The organism is Flavobacterium sp. MR2016-29 (assembly GCF_015350695.1).
Classification (GTDB): domain Bacteria; phylum Bacteroidota; class Bacteroidia; order Flavobacteriales; family Flavobacteriaceae; genus Flavobacterium.
The window spans coordinates 500,659-523,774 of the sequence record NZ_JADKPU010000002.1 but is presented as its reverse complement, the minus strand read 5'-3'; the positions used below and the strand labels follow the sequence as shown (position 1 = coordinate 523,774).

Genomic DNA, 23,116 nt, shown 5'->3' with positions numbered 1-23,116 from the left:
ACCTTGGTTTTAAAACAAAACATGGCTGAAAAAACAATCAGAATTGGAACTCGCGATAGCGAACTAGCACTTTGGCAAGCGCATAATGTAGAAAAAAAACTCAATGATTTAGGTTACAAAACTGAAATTGTTGCAGTAAAATCTCAAGGTGATATTATTTTGGACAAACCACTTTACGAATTGGGAATTACCGGAATTTTTACCAAAACCTTAGACATTGCCATGATTAATGGCGATGTTGACATTGCGGTTCATTCGATGAAAGATGTTCCAACAGCATTGCCAAAAGGAATTGTTCAGGCTGCTGTTTTAGAAAGAGCAAATGTTTTAGATATTTTAGTTCATAAAGGAAATCCAGATTTTGCGAATCCAAGCACCATTGCAACCGGAAGTTTACGACGCCAGGCACTTTGGTTTAATAAATATCCAAATCATACTGTGGTTGACTTACGTGGAAATGTAAACACACGCATGCAAAAATTACAAGACAATAATTGGGACGGAGCTGTTTTTGCCGCGGCAGGTTTGGAGCGCATTAACATAAAACCAGAAAATTACATTAATTTAGACTGGATGATTCCCGCCCCGGCACAAGGAGCAATGCTTGTTGTAGCAATGGAAAATGACAATTATACACTTGACGCACTTTCGCAGCTAAATCATATTGAGACTGAAATTTGTACTTATATAGAACGCCAGTTTTTAAGAACACTCGAAGGCGGTTGTACTGCACCAATTGGAGCTTTAGTAACATATAATGAAGACGAAGACACTTTGCATTTTCAGGGTGTTTTGCTTTCTGTTGATGGAAAACAAAAACTAGAAATCAATAAAACTGTTGATATTTCAGAATGGAAAAAATTAGGTTTTCATTCGGCTCAGGAAATTCTGAACAACGGCGGAACGGAATTGATGGCATCTATTAAAGAATCTTTAAAAAAATAAATGGCAAAATCAATTCAAATATTATCTACAAAAAAGCTTTCAGGCGAACAAAAACAAGCATTGGTAAAATCCAACATTGAAGTTCTTGAAGCAGATTTTATCCAAACTCAAAATAAATCTTTCGAATTAAAAGATATTAACGAGAATCTAATTTTTACGAGCCAAAATGCCGTTCACAGCGTTTTAGCAGATCCAAAATCAGAGGAGCTAAAAAGCAAGAATGTTTTTTGTGTTGGCTTAAAAACTAAAATCCTTTTATCTGAAAGCGGTTTTAATGTTGTGGCTTACACCGGTTACGCTTCAGATTTGGCAGAAATTATCACTTTGATTTACCGTAACGAAAACTATACTTTTTTTAGCGGAAATCTTCGTAGAGAAACTTTGCCAAAAGCCCTAAAAGATGCCAATATAAAATTCAACGAAATTCAGGTTTACAATACTTCATTAACACCTCAAAAAATAAAAACTGCAGTTGATGCAATACTATTTTTTAGTCCGTCTGGCGTTGAAAGTTATTTAAAAGAGAACACTATTAAGAAAGAAAAATGCTTTTGCATTGGAGAAACCACTGCCGAAGTTTTACATAAAATTACAAAAAACATACTCATTGCAGATCAGCCAACGGTTGAAGATGTTTTAGAAGCTGTTTTAGAAGAATATAAATAATAAGAAACGTTTCCTGCAAAGTTTCAAAAACCTTGTAGGTATATATTAATCAACAACAATACCTACAAGGTTTTTGAAACTTGCAGGATAAACAAATAAGAAATGTTAAAAAACGACCTATTTTTAAAAGCATTAAAAGGAGAAACTGTTCAACGTCCGCCAGTATGGATGATGCGCCAAGCCGGAAGATATTTGCCAGAATTTATCGCTTTACGTGATAAATACGATTTCTTCACACGTTGTCAAACGCCAGAATTGGCAGCAGAAATTACTGTTCAGCCAATTCGCAGAATTGCTCCAGATGCAGCGATTTTGTTCTCAGACATTTTAGTTGTGCCACAAGCAATGGGAATCGAAGTTTTAATGAAAGAGAATTTTGGCCCGTTTTTACCAAATCCGATTCGTTCATTAGAAGATGTTGAGCGCGTTTATGTTCCGGATATTCAGGAAAGTCTTGGTTATGTAATGGATGCTATTAAATTAACCAAAGAAATGCTGAACGACGAAGTACCGTTAATAGGTTTCGCCGGTTCGCCATGGACAATTTTTTGTTATGCTGTTGAAGGAAAAGGTTCTAAGAGTTTTGATACCGCAAAAGGCTTCTGTTTTTCAAATCCTGTTGCAGCACATACATTATTACAAAAAATCACAGATACTACTATTTTATATTTAAAAGAAAAAGTAAAAGCTGGAGTTGATGCTGTTCAGATTTTTGATTCTTGGGGCGGAATGCTTTCACCGGTTGATTATCAGGAGTTTTCATGGAAATACATCAACCAAATCGTTGAAGCTTTAGCAGATCACGCTCCGGTTATTGTTTTCGGAAAAGGATGTTGGTTTGCTTTAGGTGAAATGGGTAAAAGTAGGGCTTCTGCTTTAGGTGTAGACTGGACTTGTTCGGCTAGAAATGCACGTTATTTGTCTGGCGGAAATATTACTTTACAAGGAAATTTCGATCCGTCAAGATTGCTTTCTCCAATTCCAACCATCAAAAAAATGGTTCACGAAATGATAAACGAGTTCGGAAAAGATAAATATGTTGTAAATTTAGGTCACGGAATTTTGCCAAATATCCCTGTAGATCACGCAAAAGCGTTTATTGACGCGGTTAAGGAATACGGACAATAGTATACAAGCATTCAGTCTTAGTTTTCGGTCACTTTAAAACTGAAAACTGGGACTCAAAACTCAAAAAATAATGCTAAACAAAGGCTTAAGAGACGAGGAAAGCATCAGAATTGACAATGTACTGAAAACATTGCGCTCGCTTGACTTTGTACCTCATCCCTTGACAGATGATACAAAATTAGATATTGAAAATCAGTTAAAAGAATTTGGTTTAAATATTCAAACTCTCGTTGATTATCAAAATGAAGAATTGATAACATTATTAATTCGATGTCATTTAGATTTTAATCAATTGGAACAATTTGCTGATTTTTTAATGGATTTTTCCCATGTCGAAAATTATAATTTTAAAAATAAAGCTTTGGCTATTTACCAATATATTCAACAGGAAAGCAAGGTTTTTTCATTTGGAATAAACGCAAAAATTGCTTCGGCCAAAAACAGATAACATGAGTTTTACAGCTTGGAAAATAGACCGAATTGAACATGTTCATCCCGAAGCGTTTTATAAACTAGTCAATAAGAATAGGAATCATATTGGAAAAACTTTCCCCGTAACACTTGCCAATTCCGATTCATTAAAGAAAGCTGAAGATTTTCTGGCAGTGAGTCTTGATAAAGAAAAAAACAATGAAGGATTTTATTTTTATGCAAGAGACATTAAAACCAACGATTTAATTGGTTATTTGTGTGTAAAAACGATTGATTACCGCATTTTAAAATGTGAATTGGGCTATTTTGCAGATGAAGATTACCAGGGAAAAGGGGTAACATCAAAAATGGTTTCTGATGCGCTGGACTTTTGTTTCAACGAATTAAAAATGAACAAAGTTTTTATCTGCACTTCAGAAATTAATATGGCAAGCCAGCGAATTGCATTAAAACACAATTTTAAACAAGAAGGAATTTTAAGAGACGAATTTAGAAATGGTGATGGCGAATTGCAAAACACGGTCTATTTCGGATTGCTTAAATCAGAATATAATACTCATGAAAGATAAATTTTACGCCTACATACAAAAATTACAAGACCAGATCTGTGCCGGATTAGAAGCTGTTGACGGAAGTACAAAATTCCGTGAAGATCTTTGGAAACGTCCTGAAGGCGGAGGCGGAAGAACTCGCGTTATTGAAAACGGCCCCGAAGGCTCAGGAGTTTTTGAAAAAGGCGGTGTAAACATTTCTGCCGTTCACGGTAAACTGCCAGAAGCAATGCAAAAAATGTTTGGCGTTGGCGAAGCTGATTTTTTTGCCTGCGGATTAAGTTTAGTAATTCATCCTAAAAATCCGATGGTTCCTACTGTGCACGCCAATTGGCGATATTTCGAAATGTATGATGAACACGGAAAAGTAATAGAACAATGGTTTGGCGGCGGACAAGATTTAACGCCTTATTATTTGTTTGAAGAAGATGCAACCCACTTTCACAAAACGTGTAAAACAGCTTGTGACAAACATAATCCGGAATTTTATCCCAAATATAAAAAACAATGTGATTCGTATTTTTGGAATGCGCATCGTAACGAAGCACGTGGCATTGGCGGTTTGTTCTTTGATTATTGCAAAGCAAATGAAACAATGTCAATGGAAAATTGGTTTAATTTTGTATCTGAAGTTGGAAATAGTTTTCTTGAAGCTTATGTTCCAATTGTAGAGAAAAGAAAGAATTTAGAATATACCTCAGAAAACAGAAATTGGCAAGAAATCCGCCGTGGACGTTATGTTGAGTTTAATCTGGTTCATGATAAAGGCACTTTATTCGGTTTAAAAACAAATGGAAGAATCGAAAGTATTTTAATGAGTCTGCCTCCGCATGTGCAATGGGTTTATGATCATCATGCCGAAAAAGGAAGTAAGGAAGAAAAATTAGTTAATGTATTAGAAAATCCGCGCGAATGGATCTAAAACTGATTTATATAGTATTTTTTGCAAGCGTTTTTGGGTGTTTTGCCCAAAAAGATTCGCTGCAAAATCCCTATTTTAAATCGTATGATGATAAAGTTACAGTTAGCTCTTATTATTTAGATACTTCCAACAATTTTCAAATCGGATTTACCACAAATGGTCAAAAGAATTACATTGACCTGATTCCGAATCGACAGGAACAATTAGGTTTGAGTTTAGGCTATAAGTTCGTTGACATTAGTTTTGGCTTTTCGCCGAAGTTTTTTGATGTAAACAAAGATAATTCAGATTCAAAATTATTTAGTTTCAATACCCGTTTTTATCACAAAAAATGGATGCAGTCTTTCACGTTAATTAATCAAAAAGGATTTTATGCCAGCGAAGAAAGTGTTCAAGTTCCTTTTCCGCGAATGCGAACTACAAAAATTGGAGGAACAACTTCATATGTTTTTAACGATAATTTCTCTTATAAAACTTTAGTGAATCAAAACGAATGGCAAACTAAAAGTTCTGGTAGTTTTATTCCTAATTTTTCGTTTTATTACACGAATTTAAATTTAAATAATGAGCCAAATTCTTCCAACGGAGATTTTTATGTTTTTTCGTTAGCGCCCTCCTATTTTTATAATTTTGTGATTAGTGATAGAATATTAATTGGAACCGGAATTGCATTTGGCGCTGGAATTAATGATATAGATGGTGATGTTTCGGCACTTTATCAGCTGGATCTAAATTTAAAATTAGCATACAATACCGATCGGTTTTTTGCTTTTGCGAGTTTAAATACAATTAATTTTATTCAGAAAGAGTCTGCAAAAGATAGACTTAATGATAATATATCAACTGTAAAATTAAGTATCGGATACCGGTTTGATCCTCCAAACAAGGTAAAAGAGGTTTACGAGAAGGTGAATGAGAAGACTGGCCTTTGAAAATTTTAGAATGAACAATATTACATATGAGCTAACGCTCGAAATAACGGAGTATTTATAATAAAATAAATTATCATTATGAGAAATATAAATAAGGCACAACTAGATCGCATGCATTCTGGAAAAGGATTTATCGCAGCACTTGATCAAAGTGGCGGAAGTACACCAAAAGCATTATCGTTATATGGCGTTCAAGAAAGCAGTTTTAGTAATGATGAAGAAATGTACACTCTTGTTCATGAAATGAGAACTCGAATAATTAAAAGTCCTGCCTTTGACAGTGACTATATTTTGGGAGCTATTTTATTTGAAAATACAATGGATCGCAAAATTGACGGCCAATGGACTGCCGACTATTTATGGGAAAAGAAAAATATAGTTCCGTTTTTAAAAGTAGACAAAGGACTTGCTGATCTTGCAAAGGGCGTACAATTAATGAAACCTATTGCTGGTTTAGACGAATTGTTAACCCGAGCTGTAGAAAGAAATATTTTTGGAACTAAGATGCGTTCTGTTATAAAGGATGCAAATACTGAAGGAATTCGCGAAATAGTTGAACAGCAATTTGCGGTAGGTTTGCAAATTTTTGAAAAAGGACTTGTACCTATTATTGAACCCGAAGTAGATATTTACAGCGCTGATAAAGAAAAGTCAGAAGCAATTTTAAAAGAAGAAATTAAAAAACAACTTAGCTTATTAGATGATAATGTGAAAGTAATGCTGAAACTGTCGATCCCAACTGTGAATGACTTTTATAAAGAATTAATATCTGATCCGCATGTAGTGCGCGTTGTGGCATTGTCTGGCGGATATGGTCAAGATGAAGCTAATTATAAACTATCTCAAAATCACGGATTGATTGCCAGTTTTTCAAGAGCATTATCTGAGGGACTTTCTGCAGGTCAATCTGATGCTGATTTTAATACTAAGTTAGAAAAGACAATTGCAGCCATTTACGAAGCTTCTATTACATAATTAGTCGAAAGATTAAAAGTCATAAAGTCGAAAGTCTTTATAATCAATTAATAAAAAAATTAAGATTGCAGAAAAATCTAAATCTGCATTGTAAAATCTAAAATTAAACAACATGTTCCCATTACAAAGAAACCGCCGTTTAAGAACCAATGAATCAATTCGTTCTTTAGTTCGTGAAACAAGTTTGAGTCCACAGGATTTTATGCTTCCAATGTTTGTGGCTGAAGGAAAAGATGTAAAAGTTGCCATTCCATCAATGCCTGGAATTTATCGTCATTCATTAGACAATACAATTAAAGAAGTAAAAGAAGCTTGGGATTTAGGAATAAAAGCGGTGAATATTTATGTAAAAGTAAGCGAAAATCTTAAAGATAATAAAGGTGTTGAAGCCTGGAATAAAGACGGATTGATGCAGCAAACTATTCGCGCTATAAAAGATGCTGTTCCGGAAATGATTGTTATGCCTGATGTTGCGCTAGATCCTTATTCTATTTACGGACATGATGGAATTATCGAAAACGGTCAATTAATTAACGACGCAACTGTTGATGCCTTAACCCGAATGAGTTTAAGTCACGCTGAAGCCGGAGCCGATTTTGTTGCACCAAGCGACATGATGGATGGACGCGTTTTAGCAATCAGAAAAGCATTAGAAGAAAACGGACATCACAATGTTGGAATCATGAGTTACAGTGCAAAATATGCATCTGCATTTTACGGACCGTTTCGTGATGCACTAGATTCTGCTCCTGTCGATTCTCAAAATATTCCAAAGGATAAAAAGACTTATCAAATGGATTATGCCAACAGAATTGAAGGAATTCGTGAAGCATTATTAGATGTTGAAGAAGGTGCAGATATTGTAATGGTAAAACCAGGAATTGCTTATTTGGATATTGTTCGCGAGGTTAAAAATGCCGTTCATGTGCCGGTTGCAGTTTACCAAGTATCTGGTGAGTACGCTATGGTAAAGGCCGCAGCAGAAAGAGGATGGTTAGATCATGACAAAATTATGTTAGAGCAACTTTATTGCATTAAGCGTGCTGGGGCAAGTATTATCTCAACTTACTTCGCAAAAGAAGCCGCTGTAATTTTAAATAAATAATAATGAAGAAAGTATTATTCTTATCCGCTGTTTTGGCTTTAGCATCATGTAAAAAAGAAACAACTGAAAACAAAGTTCAAACAAATACAGAAAATTATTCAGAAGGAGAATCAGCAGAAGCGAAAACTCCAGAAGCTTTAGGAAAAGCTATTTTTGAAGGAAGAGGAAATTGTATTTCTTGCCATCAAGTAGATCAAAAAATCATCGGGCCAAGTATTCAGGAAATTGGAAAAACCTACAAAGAAAAAAAAGGAGATATCGTTACTTTCTTAAAAGGAAATGCAGATCCAATTGTTGATCCAAGTCAGTTTTCTGTAATGAAAACAAATTTCCCAGTGACACAGGCAATGTCTGATGAGGAATTAAAAGCATTAGAAGCGTATATTTACAGCAATTCGAAATAAACAATAACTCTTTATCATATAAACAAAAACGGCGCTAATTAGCGCCGTTTTTTATATTTAAAATATTACCAGATTTTAACTCGTTTTTCTGGTTCTACGTACATCTTGTCTCCTTTTTTGATTCCAAAAGCTTGGTAAAAAGTATCCAAATTCTGAATTGGCACAACCGCTCTATACATTCCTGGAGAGTGCGGATCTGTTTTAACTTGGCTTTTAATAGCTTCGTCTCTAGATTTAGTTCTCCAAACTGTAGCCCAAGAAATAAAGAAACGCTGCTCTGGGGTAAATCCGTCGATTAATCCTGGATTTCCATTTTCTTTTAAATACAATTGCAAACCGTCGTAAGCTGCGTTTGTACCTCCTAAGTCACCAATATTTTCTCCTAAAGTAAATTTACCATCAACGTGAATTCCTGGCAAAGGCTCTAATGCACTATATTGAGCAGCAAGTTCTCCACCAAGAGCAGTAAATTGTTTTAAGTCATCAGCAGTCCACCAGTCAACAAGATTCCCATCAGCATTGTAACGTGCACCTGAATCATCAAATCCGTGTGAAATTTCGTGACCAATAACAGCTCCAATTCCACCATAATTTACAGCTTCATCCGCTTGGTAATTGTAGAAAGGCGGCTGTAAAATTGCAGCAGGGAAAACAATCTCATTGTAAGATGGATTGAAATATGCATTTACAGTTTGTGGAGACATTCCCCATTCTGTTTTATCAACTGGTTTTCCTAATTTACCAACATTTTCAGCATAAGCCCATTTTGAAATATTTTTCATATTATCAAAATAAGTACCGCCTTCAGAAACATTTTTAAGCTCTAAAGCAGAATAATCTTTCCATTTGTCTGGATATCCAATTTTAACTGTTAATTTATTTAATTTCTCAATTGCTTTAGTTTTTGTCTCAGCAGACATCCAAGGCAAAGCGTTGATTCTGTTTTTATAAGCCAACATTACGTTTGCAATCATTTTCTTTGCTTTGTCTTTTGCTTCAGCAGGAAATAATTTCTCTACATAAAGCTTTCCTAAAGCTTCTCCGGTTGCTCCGTTGATAACTTGCAAAGCAACTTCCTCACGTGGACGTTGTTTTAAAGCTCCTGTTAATGTTTTTCCGTAGAAATCAAAATTTGCATTTTCGATATCAGTGCTTAAAGTTGAAGCTGCTCTGTTTAAAATAGACCATTTTAAATATTCTTTCCAAGCTTCTATTTTCTTTTCAGTAAAAGTTTTTTCCAGCGCAATCATATAACGTGGCTGCGAAACATTCACTGTATCTAATTTTGCCATTCCGATTCCTGCAAAATATTTATCCCACTGAATTGAAGGTGTATTCTTTTTCAAATCTGCAACTGCAGTTGGGTTGTATTGCTTTCTGCGGTCTCTTCTTTCAACACGGTCCAATCTTGGAGCTGACATTTCAACCTCTAAAGCCAAGATTTGTTTTGCACTTTCTTTAGCTTTTGCTGGAGTTTCTCCAAGAAATTGCATCATTCTAGCTACGTGAACTTCGTATTTCTCACGTTTTTCTTTAGAATCTTTGTCATCTGCATTATAATAATCTTTATCAGATAATCCTAAACCTCCAGGGCCTAAGCTAACAGAGTTTTTGTTACTGTTTTTAGCATCTGCTCCAACATAAACTCCAAAGAAACCAGCACCACCTTGAGGCTGCATTTCGATAAGATAGTTTTGTAAATCGGCTACATTTTTAATAGCGTCAATTTTCTTTAGGTAAGGCTTAAGCGGCTCAATACCTCTTTTATTTCTTCCAACAGTATCCATGATCGTGTTGAATAAAGCGATTGCTTTACCTTGATCTGTATTTGATTTGTACTTTGGATCTTTTGATGCTTCTTTTAAAATGGCAAGAGCATCATTGTCTGTCTTTTGACGTAATTCATTAAAACTTCCCCATGAATTTCTATCATTTGGGATTTCAGTTTTATCTAACCACGTTCCGTTTACATAACGAAAAAAATCGTCACCCGGACTAACTTTTGTATCCATGAAAGAGACATTGATACCTGGTTCTTTTGGTTTTGCATTTTGAGCCTGAACTGCTGTCAATGTAAACATTGCAGAAACAACACAAAACATAGGTTTAGTAAGCTGTTTAATCATTTTAATTTATAGTTTTTAGTATATCTACAAACATATTGTTATTATTTTAAATTCTATGTTAAATTTTTCCAATATTTGACTGGAGCATCTGTATTCAATTTTCGAATAGATTAGACCTAAAATTTTCATGAATATTATCTCACATTTTAGAGCAATATTTAAATTGTTTTTGGAATATTTGTCAAAAGAACAAACATAAAAGTGAGAGCAAAAATTCAGAATGCCTTTTCAGGAAAAATAGAAGCCATCGGACTTCCAATTCTGGCTTTGTGCTGGGTAAGTTTCTTTTGGGGAACCACTTGGCTGGCTTCAAAAGAAGGTGTAAAACATATGCCGGCTTTGCAATTGGCGATGATTCGCCAGTTTTTAGGCGGGATAATGTATGTTGGATATTTTATTCTGAAAAAAGAACCCTGGCCAAGAGGCAAGCAATGGGGAACTATTTTAATTCTGGCCATTTTGAATTTTGTCTGCAGCAATGGCTTAAGCACTTGGGGCGTGCAATACATCAGCAGTGGTTTGGGTGCAATTATTGGAGCTATTTTCCCAATTTGGATTGTCATTATCTGTTTTTTTAAAGGCGAACGAATTGCTAAACTAGCGGTAACAGGACTTTTAATCTGCTTTGCAGGAATCTGTATCATTTTTATGGATCATTTGGGTGATTTTTTAAGACCTGATTTTCAATTCGGAATTTTCTTGTCTGTTGCTTCAACCATAACTTGGGCTTTCGGAATCTTGCATACCAAGAAAAAGGCAGCAAGTTTTAATCCGTATTTTAGTCTGGGACTTCAAATGTTTATTTCAAGTTTTATTTTATTTGGAATTACCCAAACTGCAGACATGAACATTCCTTTGACAGAAATACCTATAACAGCTTGGTGGGCAATTTTTTATTTAGTTATTATTGGTTCTATTTTAACTTTCATTGCTTTTATATACACTTTACAGCATCTTCCGACAGAAGTAAGCAGTATTTACGCATACATCAATCCGATTGTAGCCATTATTTTAGCCTTTTTCCTTTTTGGAGAACCATTAACACAAGCCATTGCAATTGGAGTTTTAGTTACTTTAACCGGATTGTATTTAGTTAATAAATCAATCCGGAAATCGAAGCTAAAATAATTTGCCGCCAATTCACGAATTTGTATTTGAATTGTAATTCATGAAATCGTGGCGATGAATGGAGTGTTCTTTGTTAAAAAGAACGGATAATTAGGCTTTTAAAAACCTCTTTTCGTATTTTTGCGCCAAATTATTTTTATGAAATCGTTTCTTTATAAATACCGAAAATTCTTCATTGTTTTAATTGTATTTTCTGTTGTCACCATATCTTTATTTTATTCGGCTTTAAAGCCACAAAAAACATTGCCAATTTACAATCCTGCAGATGTAAACCCAGAATTGGTTGACAGTACAGTTCAATACAAAAGTAAATACCATACTATCGCTGATTTTTCATTCGTAAACCAAAACGGTGATACTATCACACAAAAAAATTATGAAGGAAAAATTTATGTAGCCGACTTTTTCTTCACGACCTGCGGTTCTATATGCCCGAAAATGAGTACTAATTTGTCTGAAGTTCAAAAAGCAGTTCTAAATAATCCTAAAGTAATGTTGCTTTCTCATACGGTTTTTCCACAGGTAGACAGTGTTTCTGTTTTAAAAGCGTATGCTGTAAAATATGGCGTTGTAGACAGCAAGTGGAATTTAGTAACTGGAGATAAAAAAGAGATTTACAAAATGGCACGAAAATCATATTTGGCCGTAAAACAAGGCCGCCCAGATCAGTTATATGATATGGTTCATACAGAGAATTTTGTTTTGGTTGATCAAAAACGCCGTGTTCGAGGTTTTTATGACGGGACAAACAAAGAAGAAATCAAACGTCTTATAGATGACATAAATTTCTTATGCGAAGAGTAAAATGCCTTATTTTTAGAAACATTTAGCATATTCAAAAGTGTTAAATGCCTTGCAATAAAGAATAATTGTATACTTTTGTAATCTAAATTCAATCTAAATAAGCTTGCAAAATACAATTCATACCCTAAAAAAAGGCGAAAAAGCCATTATCAAAGATTTTGATATCGATTTAATTCCTTTAAAATTATTAGAGATGGGTTGTTTACCGGGCAACCTGGTCGAATTACTTCAAATTGCTCCTTTTGGAGATCCATTGTATTTAGACATTAACGGCTCGCATGTTGCTATTCGTGTTGAAACTGCTCGTGAAATTGAAGTTGAACTTATCAAAACCAGTTTGTAATGAGCATTCAGAATATTAATGTCGCCTTAATTGGGAATCCTAATACAGGAAAAACTTCCGTTTTTAATCAGCTTACTGGTTTAAATCAGCAAGTTGGAAATTATCCTGGAATTACGGTTGAGAAAAAAATCGGGTTTTGCAAATTACCTCACAACATCAAAGCCAACATTTTAGATTTGCCCGGAACGTATAGTCTGAATGCAAGTTCGATGGACGAAAGTGTTGTAATTGAACTTCTCCTTAATAAAAACGACAAACTATATCCTGATGTTGCAGTAGTGGTTACAGATGTTGAAAATCTGAAACGAAATTTACTGATTTATACTCAAATAAAAGACCTAGAAATTCCGACGATATTAGTCATTAATATGTCAGATCGTATGGAAACCAAAGGAATTACACTTGATATTCCGTATTTGGAGGAAAAACTTAAAACTAAAATTGCGCTTGTAAGTTCCCGCAAAGGTTTAGGAATTGAAGAATTAAAAGAATTAATTGTTTCCTATAAAACCATTCCGCACGAACCTTGTTTAAATGCTTCGGTCATCGATGAAGCTTATTTTGAAAAGTTACAACGTGCATTTCCAAACCAGTTATTATACAAATTATGGTTAGTGATTACGCAAGATGTTAACTTTTCGAATTTAGACCGTAATGAAATTCGAAGCACGTTTACCAAATCACACTCAGAATTAAAACGCTTACAGCAAAAAGAAACCATCAAAAGATATCAGTTTATAAATGATGTTTTGAAAGAGGGTTTAAAAGTCGATGCCACGATGGCCAAAGACTTTAGAGCCAAACTCGATCGCGTTTTAACGCATAAATTTTGGGGTTATGTAATTTTTCTGGCCATATTATTTTTAATTTTTCAATCGATATTCAGCTGGTCAACCATTCCGATGGATTTTATCGACAGCACTTTTGCGTCATTAAGCAGCTGGGTTGCTGAAAGATTGCCAAGCGGTATTTTGACAGATTTGCTTTCGCAGGGAATTATTCCAGGGATTGGCGGTGTTATTATTTTTATTCCACAAATTGCCTTCTTATTTCTGTTTATTTCTATTCTGGAAGAAAGCGGTTATATGAGCCGAGTGGTTTTTTTGATGGATAAAATAATGCGCAAATTTGGGCTTTCAGGAAAAAGTGTTGTGCCTTTGATTTCAGGAACGGCGTGTGCAATTCCGGCGATTATGGCAACCCGAAATATAGAAAATTGGAAAGAACGACTTATTACTATCCTAGTAACACCCTTCACAACTTGTTCAGCAAGATTGCCTGTTTATACGATTATCATTTCGTTGGTAATTCCGAATGAAAGATTATTTGGAATTTTGAACATGCAGGGATTAGCATTGATGCTGCTTTATTTATTAGGTTTTGGAACCGCAATTCTATCTGCCTATATTTTAAATAAAATATTGAAATTCAACTCAAAAACTTATTTTGTTGTTGAAATGCCAAGTTATAAAATGCCTCTTTTCAAAAATGTCGGAATCAATGTTGTCGAAAAAACAAAAGCTTTTGTTGTTGGAGCTGGTAAAATCATCTTGGCAATATCTGTTATTTTGTGGTTTTTAGCTTCATACGGTCCTGGAAAAGATTTTAATGAAGCAGAAACTATTGTAAAAGAAAGATTCGCAAATACAACTTTAAACGAAGTTCAGTTTGAGAACGAAGTAGCTTCTCAAAAACTGGAGAATTCATATATCGGAATTATGGGTAAAGCCATCGAACCGGCAATTCATCCTTTAGGTTACGATTGGAAAATCGGAATTGCGATTATCAGCTCTTTCGCAGCGCGTGAGGTTTTTGTTGGAACATTAGCTACTATTTACAGTGTTGGCGATAGTGATAACGAAGCAACAATTAAAAGTAAAATGCAAAAAGAAGTGAATCCAGAAACGGGTCAGAAGATCTTTAATTTTGCATCTGGAATTTCTTTATTGCTGTTTTATGCTTTTGCGATGCAGTGCGCGAGTACTTTAGCAATTACCAAAAAAGAAACCAATTCATGGAAATGGCCTGCAATGCAACTCGTTTTAATGAGTGGGCTAGCTTATTTTGTAGCGCTTTTAGCGTATCAACTTTTAAAATAATCGATCATGGTACAAGAAATAATTGCCTTCGGAATATTACTTATTGCCGTTGGTTTTCTAATCAAAAAATTCTTTTGGAAATCTAAAAAGAAAAAAGATTGCGGAAGTAGCGATTGTGGGTGTTCTTAGAGGAAGGTTTAAATTTTCAAAGGGGCAAAGGGACAAAGGTTTAGAAAGCAATTTCGCAGAGACACACAAAAAAAACACAAAGCTTCACAGAGATTTAATTTCTTTGTGAAGCTTTGTGTTTTCTTGGCGAATCATTGTGGAATAAAAACTATTTAATTCCTTCCCACTCGGCATAAAACTGTGATAGGAAAGTCTCCATAAATTTATGTCTTTCTGCCGCAATTTGTTTTCCTGCTTCGGTATTCATTTTATCTTTTAAGAGAAGCAGTTTTTCGTAGAAGTGATTTATAGTTGGCGCATTATTCTTTTTATATTCTTCTTTTGTCATGTTAGTTACGGGCGAAATTTCAGGATTGTATAAGGCTCTGTTTTTAAATCCACCATAATTAAATGCTCTTGCCACTCCAATCGCTCCTATTGCATCTAAACGATCAGCATCCTGAACGATATCTAATTCTATAGAGGAGAAGCTCTTTTCGAAATTTCCGCCTTTATAAGAGATGTTTTCGATGATATTTACAACATGCATTATGATTTCTTCTGAAACCTTTTGAGATTCTAAAAACAAGCGTGCTGTTTTGGGTCCAATTGTTTCATCTCCATTATGAAATTTACTGTCAGCAATATCATGAAGCAAAGCTCCTAACTGCACAACGGTAATATCGCAATCCGTTCCTTTTGCAATTAAAAGTGCATTTTTATATACGCGTTCGATATGAAACCAATCGTGTCCGCCTTCGGCATCGTTTAGTTTTTCTTTTACAAACGCGATTGTTTTATTTATTAAATCAGGATTATTCATAGCTGTATTTTTGTGTGATAATAATGGTAAGCGGATGACGCGGATTTAAGCGGATTAGCGCCAATTTTTTTGTATTCTTTTAAATAAAAATGTTGATTGTCAAAGTTTAAAACCTCAACAATCAACAATATATTTTTTAATCTAAATTCTAAAATCAGAAATCTAAATTTAAAGTCTCGCCGGTTCTACCCATTTAAAGATGTGACCTTCTGCAGGAATTACAAGTCTTTCAGAGATTCTTGCCATACGAGCTGGTAATTTCATTAAGTAATCACGTGCTTTTTCAGCTTCATCTGTCAAATTCGTGATTTTGTCAATTTCCCATTTGTCGATTAATTTTTGCATGATGTCTACATAATCATTTGCTGTGTACACTCCAATACGCTGTGCAGAATCAGAAAACTGTTCGAAAGCAGAACTGATTTTTTGACCAGATTCTCTCAAGAAATGTGCTGGCATAACGATTTTTTGTTTCATCATATATTGAAACGCCAACATCATCTCGCTTGGATCAACTGCAAAAATGCGCGTTACAAATTCGCTGTAAGCATGGTGATGGCGCATTTCGTCACCCGCAATCATTTTACACATTTTAGACAGCTTGTTATCACCAAATTTCTTAGCCATTTGAGCTACTCTATTGTGCGAAACGTAAGTTGCTAATTCCTGAAAACTAGTATATACAAAGTTTTTGTATGGGTCAGATCCAGTCCCGATATCAAAACCGTCGTTGATCAAATGCTGTGTTGTCATTTCGATTTCACGCATGTTCACACGACCAGACAAATACAAGTATTTATTTAATAAATCACCATGGCGGTTTTCTTCTCCAGTCCACTGACGGATCCATTTCGACCAGCCATTTCCACCGTTTTCTATCTGGTTTATTCCTTCTACATCCATCAGCCAAGATTCATATGTTGGCAAAGCTTCTTCAGTGATTGTATCACCAACAAGCGTAACCCAGAAATCATATGGTAATTCTTTAGCAATTTCGCGTAGTTCTTTTACCTCCTCAAAGAAGTTATCTCCTTCAGAATTAGGCAGAAAATCAGACGGCTGCCAAATTTTTTCTACTGGAATTAAATACTGTTCAACGAAGCTGTCAACGTTTTTTTCCAAAAACTGCATCACTTCTAATCTAATGTTTTTTATAGACATTACTTATTTTAGATTTGGGATTTTTGTTTCAAAGTAATTTCTGAAATCAAAAATCTATTTATACTCGTTTACTCCTTCTACAACTGCCTTTTCAGTCAATCTCATTAACTCGGCAAAATCATAATCTTTTACTGCCATGGCTTGATGTGCGGTAAAGGTAAGATGATTTCCTAGACCAACTGGGAAAAAACCATACTTTACCATTTTCCATGAATTGTTTATGCTCACGGGTACAACATACGCTGAAGGCGCATATTTGCATAGAATTTTTAAACCGCTTTGAGCAAATTCTTTAGGTTTTCCTGTTTTGCTTCTTGTGCCTTCAGGAAAAATTACAGCAGATCTTGTGTTTTTTTCGATATATTCAGACAAGCTTTTGATTACAGGAATCGCTTGTTTAGGATCTTTACGGTCAATTAGCACTGAACCTCCGTGGCGTAAATTAAATGACACACTCGGAATTCCGCTGCCTAACTCTTTCTTACTTACAAATTTACAATGAAAACGTCTAAAGTACCAAATCATTGCTACGATATCGTACATACTTTGGTGATTCGATACAAAAATCAACGGAACGCCGGTTGGAATTGTCTCTCTTCCTTCAATTTTATAAGTTGTCCCCACAAGATTGGTACATCTTAAAAGGAAAAAATTCAAATAATCAACACTTACTTTATGCGCCTGATAACCAAAAAGATTAAGGCAAATCCATTGTATTGGGTGAAAAACCGCCAAACACAATCCAAAACATAAATAATAAATTACGGAGATTGGATATGAAATTATCTTTTGCATGCTTGAAAAAATTTAAGGCCAAAAGTAGTAAATATATTTTTAGCCGTATAAAAATTATATAAGTATCAACAAATACGGTACTTAAAAGAAAAAAACATCTATAAAATACACGAATTTGTACGAATTGTATTTACATTCAAAAACTCCATTTTACAAAAATAATCGATATCCTCTTATTTAAAATTATAAAAAAGTGCCAATTCATTTCATAAAACCCATGAAGGAATATTTATACAGCAAATAAAAAAATTACCTTTGTCCCTAAAATTGCAATTTCTCTGAATTAAATGAATTTCACTTACCCTAAAAATGAACGCTTAAAAAGCAAAACCGTAATTGGATTACTGTTTTCTGAAGGAAAATCGGTTTCTAAATACCCATTGCGTTTGGTTTACCGTCAAGCGGAAGCTGATTCAGAAGAAAAAATTAAAATTGGAGTATCGGTTTCTAAGAAATACTTTAAAAGAGCCGTTGACCGAAATTACTTCAAACGCGTTCTTAGAGAAACGTATCGATTAAACAAACATTTGCTTTTAGAAAACATTCAACAGCCTTATTCTCTGATGTTTTTTTACCAGACTAAAGACAAATTATCTTACGAAGAAATCAACACAAAGACAATTCAATTGTTTGAGAAATTTCTATTGCAAGTAAATAAAACAGCCGATTCTGAAAACAAAACAGAATCGCAAAATCCTTTGTAATTAATTCTTTTCTGACTGTTCGTCGATAATCATTTACTGGTAATGCCTTTATTAATGATTTATTCTTATTTTAGTGCTTTATTTATTTCAGATATTACATAAACATGGCTACTTTTTTCAAAAGAAAAATCATTATACCAACCGTTGCGGCGGCATTTCTATTTATTGGAACCAGTTTCAAAGACGACTTTTTTGAAATTGCAAAACAAATAGAAATCTTTACAACCCTCTTTAAAGCGGTAAATACCAATTACGTAGACGAGACCAATCCGGGTGACTTAATGGACAAAGCCATTAAAAGCATGTTAGGAAGTTTAGATCCGTACACTGTTTATTTTAATGAGCAGGATGTTGTAAACTTTAAAATCAATAATACTGGAGAATATACCGGAATTGGCGCTTTAATTTCTAGAAAAAAAGACCGCTTAATAGTTCGCGAGCCTTATAAAAACTATCCTGCAGATAAAGCGGGACTAAAAGCTGGTGACGAAATTATTCAAATTGGAGATGTTTTGATTGCCGATTTTAAAGACGACGCTTCTCAATTATTAAAAGGAACAAAAAACACCAAAATTCAGATTAAATATTTACGTCAGGGAAAAACATATACAACCGAATTGATTCTTGACGAAGTTGATATTAAATCTGTTCCGTTTTACGGGAAGATTGATGATAAAACCGGTTACATTGTTTTAGCACATTTTAGCAGAAAAGCTGCTGCCGAAGTAAAAGACGCTCTTGAAAAACTAAAAGCAGACGGTGCCAAACAAATTGTCCTTGATTTAAGAGGAAATCCCGGAGGTTTATTGAATGAAGCCATCGATATCTGTAATTTATTTGTTCCGAAAAACGAAGTTATCGTTACCACAAAATCAAGAATTGAAAAACACAACAATACTTATAAAACCACTAAAGAACCTGTAGATACTGAAATTCCGTTAGCAATTTTGGTTAACGGACGAAGTGCATCGGCATCAGAAATTGTATCTGGAGCTTTACAGGATTTAGATCGCGCCGTTATTTTAGGAAGCCGCAGTTTCGGTAAAGGTTTAGTTCAGCGTTCTGTTGATTTAACTTACGGAACGCAATTAAAAGTAACTATTTCTCGTTACTACACACCTTCTGGGCGTTGTATTCAAGCGTTAGATTATGCGCACAAAGACAAAAATGGTGTTGCTCAAAAAACAGATGCAAAAAACTTTAATGCTTTTAAAACCAGAAAAGGCAGAACTGTTTATGACGGAGGAGGAGTTTTACCCGATATCGAATTAGACGAAACCAAGACCAGTCCAATCACGACTGCTTTATTAAAAAATGACGGAATCTTTGATTATGCAACGACGTACTATTATAAAAATCCAAATTTAGGAGATAAAATTCCGGTGCTTACGGATGCTGATTATACTAGTTTCAAACAATACTTAAAAACAAACAAAATCAGTTTTGACACTGAAACTGAAGTGGCATTGAGAAATACTTTGGCTGCAGCCAAAAATGAAAAAATTGACGAAACCATAGCGCCTGAATATCAGCAATTATTAGCCGCACTTGAAAAAAGTGAAACTACGTTACTAGACAAAAACCAAAAAGAAATCAAGAATTTGATTCAAGAAGAACTGATCAAAAGATATCAGTATCAAGAAGGTTTGTATCAATTTTATATCAAAAACAATTCAGAAATTAAGAAAGCGGTCAGCGTTTTAAATAATCAAACTGAGTATAAAACGATTTTAAAAATGTAAAAAAGAGAATGAAACTTTGTAGAGCCTTATTTCTGTTTATTATTTACAATTTATCGGCGCAGCAAAAACCCATCGAAACCATTTATTTTGAGTTTGACAAATATGATCTCACCTCAAAACAAACCGAAGTTGTAACTAATTTCATTAAAAACATTGACACTTCTAAAGTAGAGTCAATACAAATTTACGGATACTGCGACGATCGCGGTACAGACGAGTATAATTTTAGATTATCGAATAATCGTGCTCTTACGATTCAGAATCTATTAGTTTCTGCTGGATTCAATCAGACAAAAATTGTTATTTTAGAAGGAAAAGGCCGGGTAGTTGTGCGGCCTGATACTGTCGAAAGCCTCAGTGAATCTCGTTCTCGGAATCGGCGGGTCGACTTGATCGCCGTGAGACGGAACAGCTTTGGAAAAGGAATTCGAAATTCATTTAAAGACAATCTAAAAGTTGGCGATAAAGTTTGTCTAGAAAGTATTTTATTTGACATTGGAAGTTCAAAACTCACCCATACTTCTAAAAAAGAATTAGATAAAATAGCCGAAACTCTCCTGCATCAAAAAAACATTAAATTTGAAATAAGAGGCCACGTTTGCTGTACTCCAGAAATATACAGCGACGGAATTGACAAAGCAACCAATGAAAGAAGACTTTCCTGGAATCGTGCCAAAACCGTTTTTTACTATTTGAGCTCGAAAAAAATATCTAAAAACAGAATGACTTATCAAGGATATGGCAATAAAAACCCCTTGGGAAAAGGCGACAATCTTGATCGCCGTGTTGAATTCGTCATTACTAAACTATGACATTTATTTGAATAAAAATTCTATTTACTTAAAGTTTAACTTTAAACAAAGTAGTTATTTTTTTAATTTTAAGAAAGTTACAAATCAATATTAAAATCAAAAATTATTATTGCAACATCATTACAATAGTGTTTTTAACCACGAATCATTTCGATATGCGGAATATCGTCTTCCAAATACATTTCGCTTGTTTGCATAAATCCATGGCTTTCATAAAACTTCTTTAAATACAATTGAGCACCAATTGTAATTTTATCTTTTCCAAAATTTGATTTTATTCCTGCAATGGCTTCACGCATTAAATCATGTCCCCACTTTCTATCACGATAATTAGCATCTACCACTACTCTGCCAATTGAAGAATTATCAAAGCTTATTCCAGCGTCAAATAAACGTGCATAAGCAACTATCTTACCGTCATATTCTCCAATTAGATGTAAGGCAAGCTTGTCTTTGCCGTCTGCGTCTAAATAAACGCAATTTTGCTCGACAACAAAGATCTCACTTCTAACTTTAAGCAAATCATATAACTCATGAACCGTTAATGCGTCAAACGGCTTTATTTTCCATTTTAATTCCATTCTATTTTATTTGTAGTTTTTTATCGTTGTTAAGTGTTAAAAGCAAAATTACATCAAATATTATCAAATAGAAATCCCGATTACAATTTGCAATCGGGATTTTCAAAACTTAGTTGTCTAAATTCCTATTTTTTCTTCATGATAATTTCCATGCTCTTATATTCTTGTCCGTTTTTCGTATCGAAAGTTTCTAATTTGCGGGTAGATGCATCAACAATGGTATATAATTCTCTATAAGGCGATTTTTTTCCATTTAACGGACTTACCATTTCGCCTTTAAATTCTATACTTTTGCTCGCTTCGTCATATTTTCCAAGTGCGACCATCATACCCGTTCCCATATTATCAATAAAAGTAGTGGTGTATTCTTTGCTGGCGTTATTATAAGCCAGTGTACTTTTCCCTTCAAATGGCTGACCCATCATAGTTCCGTTATAATTTGCTTCTTGATAACGGCCACCAAGTATCATCTTGATATTTGCTGTCGAAGTGGCTTTGCTCGGTTTTCCGTCGGGTTCTTCCCAAAAAGTCATATCACAGTTCCAAGTTCCTGTTTCATCTGCCATCAATTTGTGTGGAGCAGTAGGCGCAGCATATGCTTGCCATGCCTTCATTTGTGCTGCAGAATCTAAAACTGGTTCTGCAATTGCTTCTTCTGTTTTTACACTAGCAGTGTCTTTTGTGGTTACCATTTCAGTTTTTACTTCCTTTTTACAAGAAGCAAAACACAAAACTAACATTGATAATGCTACATAATAATTTTTCATAAGTATCTCATTTAATGTTTGTTATAAACAAAAGTATGAAAAATTATAATAAAATTATCTTTTATCTATTTTAACCGATTTTATAATGGCTTCTAAATCAAGCATTAAGTCACGTTCTTGATTGGATGGTGAGTAGCAGAAACCTTCGATAACCAATATTCGATTGTATGTTTCATCAATTATTGCATAATTGATAAAAGGTCCAGCCATGAAATCGTTTTTAAGCTCCCAAGTTCCTTTTGTTTCATACGCTTTCTTTCCGTCTAAAAGTGTGTTTGAAAAATAAGGTGCATAAGCTTCACCGGTAATCATGCGTGTATTGGGTTCTCTTCCTTTGATGTAAGTCCCAATAGAATCTCGCATTCTAATGATATTAGCGACAACGTTAGATTTCTTTTTAAAATTACGAAGCGGAATCTGGTAAATAAGCAAACTTGTATTACCGCTGATTATATCATTTTTAAGCCAAATAAAATTCTTTTTATGAAGCATGTATTCATATCCCGTTGGAATCTGGAGATCGATATGAAATTTGTTTTTGATGACAGCCGGATTCAGTAATGATTTGCTGTTATCCTGCTGAATTTTTTCGATTTCAGCATCTCGAATCATTTTGATAATTTGTGCAGAATTGAGTTCGATACTGCAAATAATATCATCTACAGATTTTCCGTAAATACGAAAAGTATTGTGGGGCAGATTTTTGCTTCTTGTGATTTCAAATTTATCTGTTGTGGCTTTTTTTACAACAATAATACTTCTGCTGTCGGTAACAAAACCTTCTAGCAAACGGGCAGGATATTGATTGATTGTAAAAAGAGGCTCTTCTTGAGTAAGGCCCCAAACTGGAGATGCAAATTTATTACGAATACTGTCGCCTACTTCTCCATACCACAATTGGTCGTCAATGATTATAGAAATTGTGTTGGTTTTACCAGATACAGGCTGAGGCTGTTTATCGGTTTTTAAACACGAAATCAGCAAAAGAGGCAATAGTACTAATAAAAAATGGGTTTTATTCATTTTTTTAATTTATGAAATAAAACCCAAATTTAGATGTTTT

25 protein-coding genes are annotated in these 23,116 nt (G+C 34.3%); 18 read left to right on the top strand and 7 right to left on the bottom strand.

From position 1 onward, the window contains the following. Positions 1 to 21: 21 nt before the first annotated feature. The 10 genes from hemC to IR010_RS08100 all read left to right on the top strand — a co-directional run bounded on the left by hemC (position 22) and on the right by IR010_RS08100 (position 8,060). On the top strand, positions 22 to 945 hold the full coding sequence (hemC, locus tag IR010_RS08145; protein ID WP_194567503.1) for a hydroxymethylbilane synthase: 924 nt from the start codon (positions 22 to 24) through the stop codon (positions 943 to 945). Then, entirely contained in the window at positions 946 to 1,611 is a 666-nt protein-coding gene (locus IR010_RS08140) for a uroporphyrinogen-III synthase (RefSeq protein WP_194567505.1), read from the top strand. Between the two features lie 102 nt (positions 1,612 to 1,713). Continuing rightward, the gene (gene hemE, locus IR010_RS08135) at positions 1,714 to 2,739 is read left to right on the top strand and encodes a uroporphyrinogen decarboxylase (RefSeq protein ID WP_029271239.1); all 1,026 of its coding nucleotides are present in this window, start codon (positions 1,714 to 1,716) and stop codon (positions 2,737 to 2,739) included. Between the two features lie 70 nt (positions 2,740 to 2,809). Next, a complete protein-coding gene (locus IR010_RS08130) occupies positions 2,810 to 3,187 on the top strand; it encodes a hypothetical protein (protein WP_194567509.1) in 378 nt (125 codons plus the stop codon). Position 3,188: 1 nt separating this feature from the next. Then, positions 3,189 to 3,740 carry a GNAT family N-acetyltransferase gene (locus tag IR010_RS08125; protein WP_194567511.1) on the top strand — a complete coding sequence of 184 codons (552 nt, stop codon included), beginning with the start codon at positions 3,189 to 3,191 and terminating at the stop codon, positions 3,738 to 3,740. Further along, a complete protein-coding gene (gene hemF / locus IR010_RS08120) occupies positions 3,730 to 4,644 on the top strand; it encodes an oxygen-dependent coproporphyrinogen oxidase (protein ID WP_194602977.1) in 915 nt (304 codons plus the stop codon). The genes IR010_RS08125 and hemF overlap by 11 nt, the downstream gene beginning before the upstream one ends. Beyond that, entirely contained in the window at positions 4,635 to 5,576 is a 942-nt protein-coding gene (locus IR010_RS08115; RefSeq protein ID WP_194602976.1) for a DUF4421 family protein, read from the top strand. Before hemF ends, IR010_RS08115 begins: the two co-directional genes overlap by 10 nt. 87 nt (positions 5,577 to 5,663) lie before the next feature. Next, positions 5,664 to 6,551 (top strand): fructose bisphosphate aldolase, encoded by an 888-nt coding sequence (locus IR010_RS08110; RefSeq protein ID WP_194603109.1) that lies wholly within the window; start codon positions 5,664 to 5,666, stop codon positions 6,549 to 6,551. 112 nt (positions 6,552 to 6,663) lie between these two features. Further along, entirely contained in the window at positions 6,664 to 7,656 is a 993-nt protein-coding gene (gene hemB, locus IR010_RS08105; protein ID WP_029271248.1) for a porphobilinogen synthase, read from the top strand. 2 nt (positions 7,657 to 7,658) lie between these two features. Next, positions 7,659 to 8,060: a c-type cytochrome gene (locus IR010_RS08100; RefSeq protein ID WP_194602975.1), complete on the top strand. Its 402-nt coding sequence runs from the start codon at positions 7,659 to 7,661 to the stop codon at positions 8,058 to 8,060. A 65-nt stretch (positions 8,061 to 8,125) separates the two neighbouring features. On the opposite strand, the gene IR010_RS08095 is transcribed toward IR010_RS08100, so the two are convergent. Continuing rightward, a complete protein-coding gene (locus IR010_RS08095) occupies positions 8,126 to 10,186 on the bottom strand; it encodes a M13 family metallopeptidase (protein ID WP_194602974.1) in 2,061 nt (686 codons plus the stop codon). 201 nt (positions 10,187 to 10,387) lie between these two features. Here IR010_RS08095 and IR010_RS08090 point away from each other — a divergent pair, with 201 nt between their 5' ends. From IR010_RS08090 to IR010_RS08070, 5 genes are all read left to right on the top strand, one after another. Beyond that, a complete protein-coding gene (locus IR010_RS08090) occupies positions 10,388 to 11,314 on the top strand; it encodes a DMT family transporter (RefSeq protein ID WP_029271252.1) in 927 nt (308 codons plus the stop codon). A 138-nt stretch (positions 11,315 to 11,452) separates the two neighbouring features. Then, positions 11,453 to 12,118 (top strand): SCO family protein, encoded by a 666-nt coding sequence (locus IR010_RS08085; protein WP_194602973.1) that lies wholly within the window; start codon positions 11,453 to 11,455, stop codon positions 12,116 to 12,118. Positions 12,119 to 12,221: 103 nt separating this feature from the next. Beyond that, positions 12,222 to 12,461, top strand: a complete 240-nt coding sequence (locus IR010_RS08080) for a ferrous iron transport protein A (protein ID WP_194602970.1) — start codon at positions 12,222 to 12,224, stop codon at positions 12,459 to 12,461. After that, positions 12,461 to 14,560, top strand: coding sequence for a ferrous iron transport protein B (gene feoB, locus IR010_RS08075; RefSeq protein WP_194602967.1), 2,100 nt, complete (start codon positions 12,461 to 12,463; stop codon positions 14,558 to 14,560). The genes IR010_RS08080 and feoB overlap by 1 nt, the downstream gene beginning before the upstream one ends. A 6-nt stretch (positions 14,561 to 14,566) precedes the next feature. Further along, positions 14,567 to 14,689 (top strand): FeoB-associated Cys-rich membrane protein, encoded by a 123-nt coding sequence (locus IR010_RS08070; RefSeq protein WP_082447142.1) that lies wholly within the window; start codon positions 14,567 to 14,569, stop codon positions 14,687 to 14,689. A gap of 148 nt (positions 14,690 to 14,837) precedes the next feature. On the opposite strand, the gene IR010_RS08065 is transcribed toward IR010_RS08070, so the two are convergent. The 3 genes from IR010_RS08065 to IR010_RS08055 form a co-directional block, all read right to left on the bottom strand. Then, on the bottom strand, positions 14,838 to 15,491 hold the full coding sequence (locus IR010_RS08065) for an HD domain-containing protein (protein WP_194602964.1): 654 nt from the start codon (positions 15,489 to 15,491) through the stop codon (positions 14,838 to 14,840). A 168-nt stretch (positions 15,492 to 15,659) separates the two neighbouring features. Then, the gene (locus tag IR010_RS08060; protein WP_029271258.1) at positions 15,660 to 16,652 is read right to left on the bottom strand and encodes an acyl-ACP desaturase; all 993 of its coding nucleotides are present in this window, start codon (positions 16,650 to 16,652) and stop codon (positions 15,660 to 15,662) included. 54 nt (positions 16,653 to 16,706) lie between these two features. Then, positions 16,707 to 17,447 carry a lysophospholipid acyltransferase family protein gene (locus IR010_RS08055; RefSeq protein WP_029271260.1) on the bottom strand — a complete coding sequence of 247 codons (741 nt, stop codon included), beginning with the start codon at positions 17,445 to 17,447 and terminating at the stop codon, positions 16,707 to 16,709. A gap of 287 nt (positions 17,448 to 17,734) precedes the next feature. Here IR010_RS08055 and rnpA point away from each other — a divergent pair, with 287 nt between their 5' ends. The 3 genes from rnpA (at position 17,735) to IR010_RS08040 (ending at position 20,705) form a co-directional block, all read left to right on the top strand. Continuing rightward, positions 17,735 to 18,151, top strand: coding sequence for a ribonuclease P protein component (gene rnpA, locus IR010_RS08050; protein WP_029271262.1), 417 nt, complete (start codon positions 17,735 to 17,737; stop codon positions 18,149 to 18,151). Positions 18,152 to 18,255: 104 nt separating this feature from the next. Then, positions 18,256 to 19,893 carry a S41 family peptidase gene (locus IR010_RS08045; RefSeq protein WP_029271264.1) on the top strand — a complete coding sequence of 546 codons (1,638 nt, stop codon included), beginning with the start codon at positions 18,256 to 18,258 and terminating at the stop codon, positions 19,891 to 19,893. Positions 19,894 to 19,901: 8 nt separating this feature from the next. Next, positions 19,902 to 20,705, top strand: a complete 804-nt coding sequence (locus IR010_RS08040; RefSeq protein WP_194567525.1) for an OmpA family protein — start codon at positions 19,902 to 19,904, stop codon at positions 20,703 to 20,705. 134 nt (positions 20,706 to 20,839) lie between these two features. Here IR010_RS08040 and IR010_RS08035 read toward each other — a convergent pair whose 3' ends face one another. The 3 genes from IR010_RS08035 to IR010_RS08025 form a co-directional block, all read right to left on the bottom strand. After that, positions 20,840 to 21,286 carry a GNAT family N-acetyltransferase gene (locus IR010_RS08035; protein WP_194567527.1) on the bottom strand — a complete coding sequence of 149 codons (447 nt, stop codon included), beginning with the start codon at positions 21,284 to 21,286 and terminating at the stop codon, positions 20,840 to 20,842. Between the two features lie 125 nt (positions 21,287 to 21,411). Next, positions 21,412 to 22,053 (bottom strand): DUF1579 domain-containing protein, encoded by a 642-nt coding sequence (locus IR010_RS08030; protein ID WP_029271269.1) that lies wholly within the window; start codon positions 22,051 to 22,053, stop codon positions 21,412 to 21,414. 54 nt (positions 22,054 to 22,107) lie between these two features. Next, positions 22,108 to 23,076 carry a DUF4837 family protein gene (locus IR010_RS08025; protein ID WP_194567529.1) on the bottom strand — a complete coding sequence of 323 codons (969 nt, stop codon included), beginning with the start codon at positions 23,074 to 23,076 and terminating at the stop codon, positions 22,108 to 22,110. Between the last annotated feature and the right edge of the window lie 40 nt (positions 23,077 to 23,116).

Excerpts from the sequence above, each read along its gene's own strand:
- hemC (WP_194567503.1), top strand. The coding sequence starts at position 22 with ATGGCTGAAAAAACAATCAGAATTGGAACTCGCGATAGCGAACTAGCA.
- IR010_RS08140 (WP_194567505.1), top strand. The coding sequence starts at position 946 with ATGGCAAAATCAATTCAAATATTATCTACAAAAAAGCTTTCAGGCGAA.
- hemE (WP_029271239.1), top strand. The coding sequence starts at position 1,714 with ATGTTAAAAAACGACCTATTTTTAAAAGCATTAAAAGGAGAAACTGTT.
- IR010_RS08130 (WP_194567509.1), top strand. The coding sequence starts at position 2,810 with ATGCTAAACAAAGGCTTAAGAGACGAGGAAAGCATCAGAATTGACAAT.
- IR010_RS08125 (WP_194567511.1), top strand. The coding sequence starts at position 3,189 with ATGAGTTTTACAGCTTGGAAAATAGACCGAATTGAACATGTTCATCCC.
- hemF (WP_194602977.1), top strand. The coding sequence starts at position 3,730 with ATGAAAGATAAATTTTACGCCTACATACAAAAATTACAAGACCAGATC.
- IR010_RS08115 (WP_194602976.1), top strand. The coding sequence starts at position 4,635 with ATGGATCTAAAACTGATTTATATAGTATTTTTTGCAAGCGTTTTTGGG.
- hemB (WP_029271248.1), top strand. The coding sequence starts at position 6,664 with ATGTTCCCATTACAAAGAAACCGCCGTTTAAGAACCAATGAATCAATT.
- IR010_RS08100 (WP_194602975.1), top strand. The coding sequence starts at position 7,659 with ATGAAGAAAGTATTATTCTTATCCGCTGTTTTGGCTTTAGCATCATGT.
- IR010_RS08095 (WP_194602974.1), bottom strand. The coding sequence starts at position 10,186 with ATGATTAAACAGCTTACTAAACCTATGTTTTGTGTTGTTTCTGCAATG.
- IR010_RS08085 (WP_194602973.1), top strand. The coding sequence starts at position 11,453 with ATGAAATCGTTTCTTTATAAATACCGAAAATTCTTCATTGTTTTAATT.
- feoB (WP_194602967.1), top strand. The coding sequence starts at position 12,461 with ATGAGCATTCAGAATATTAATGTCGCCTTAATTGGGAATCCTAATACA.
- IR010_RS08070 (WP_082447142.1), top strand. The coding sequence starts at position 14,567 with ATGGTACAAGAAATAATTGCCTTCGGAATATTACTTATTGCCGTTGGT.
- IR010_RS08065 (WP_194602964.1), bottom strand. The coding sequence starts at position 15,491 with ATGAATAATCCTGATTTAATAAATAAAACAATCGCGTTTGTAAAAGAA.
- IR010_RS08060 (WP_029271258.1), bottom strand. The coding sequence starts at position 16,652 with ATGTCTATAAAAAACATTAGATTAGAAGTGATGCAGTTTTTGGAAAAA.
- IR010_RS08055 (WP_029271260.1), bottom strand. The coding sequence starts at position 17,447 with ATGCAAAAGATAATTTCATATCCAATCTCCGTAATTTATTATTTATGT.
- rnpA (WP_029271262.1), top strand. The coding sequence starts at position 17,735 with ATGAATTTCACTTACCCTAAAAATGAACGCTTAAAAAGCAAAACCGTA.
- IR010_RS08045 (WP_029271264.1), top strand. The coding sequence starts at position 18,256 with ATGGCTACTTTTTTCAAAAGAAAAATCATTATACCAACCGTTGCGGCG.
- IR010_RS08040 (WP_194567525.1), top strand. The coding sequence starts at position 19,902 with ATGAAACTTTGTAGAGCCTTATTTCTGTTTATTATTTACAATTTATCG.
- IR010_RS08035 (WP_194567527.1), bottom strand. The coding sequence starts at position 21,286 with ATGGAATTAAAATGGAAAATAAAGCCGTTTGACGCATTAACGGTTCAT.
- IR010_RS08030 (WP_029271269.1), bottom strand. The coding sequence starts at position 22,053 with ATGAAAAATTATTATGTAGCATTATCAATGTTAGTTTTGTGTTTTGCT.
- IR010_RS08025 (WP_194567529.1), bottom strand. The coding sequence starts at position 23,076 with ATGAATAAAACCCATTTTTTATTAGTACTATTGCCTCTTTTGCTGATT.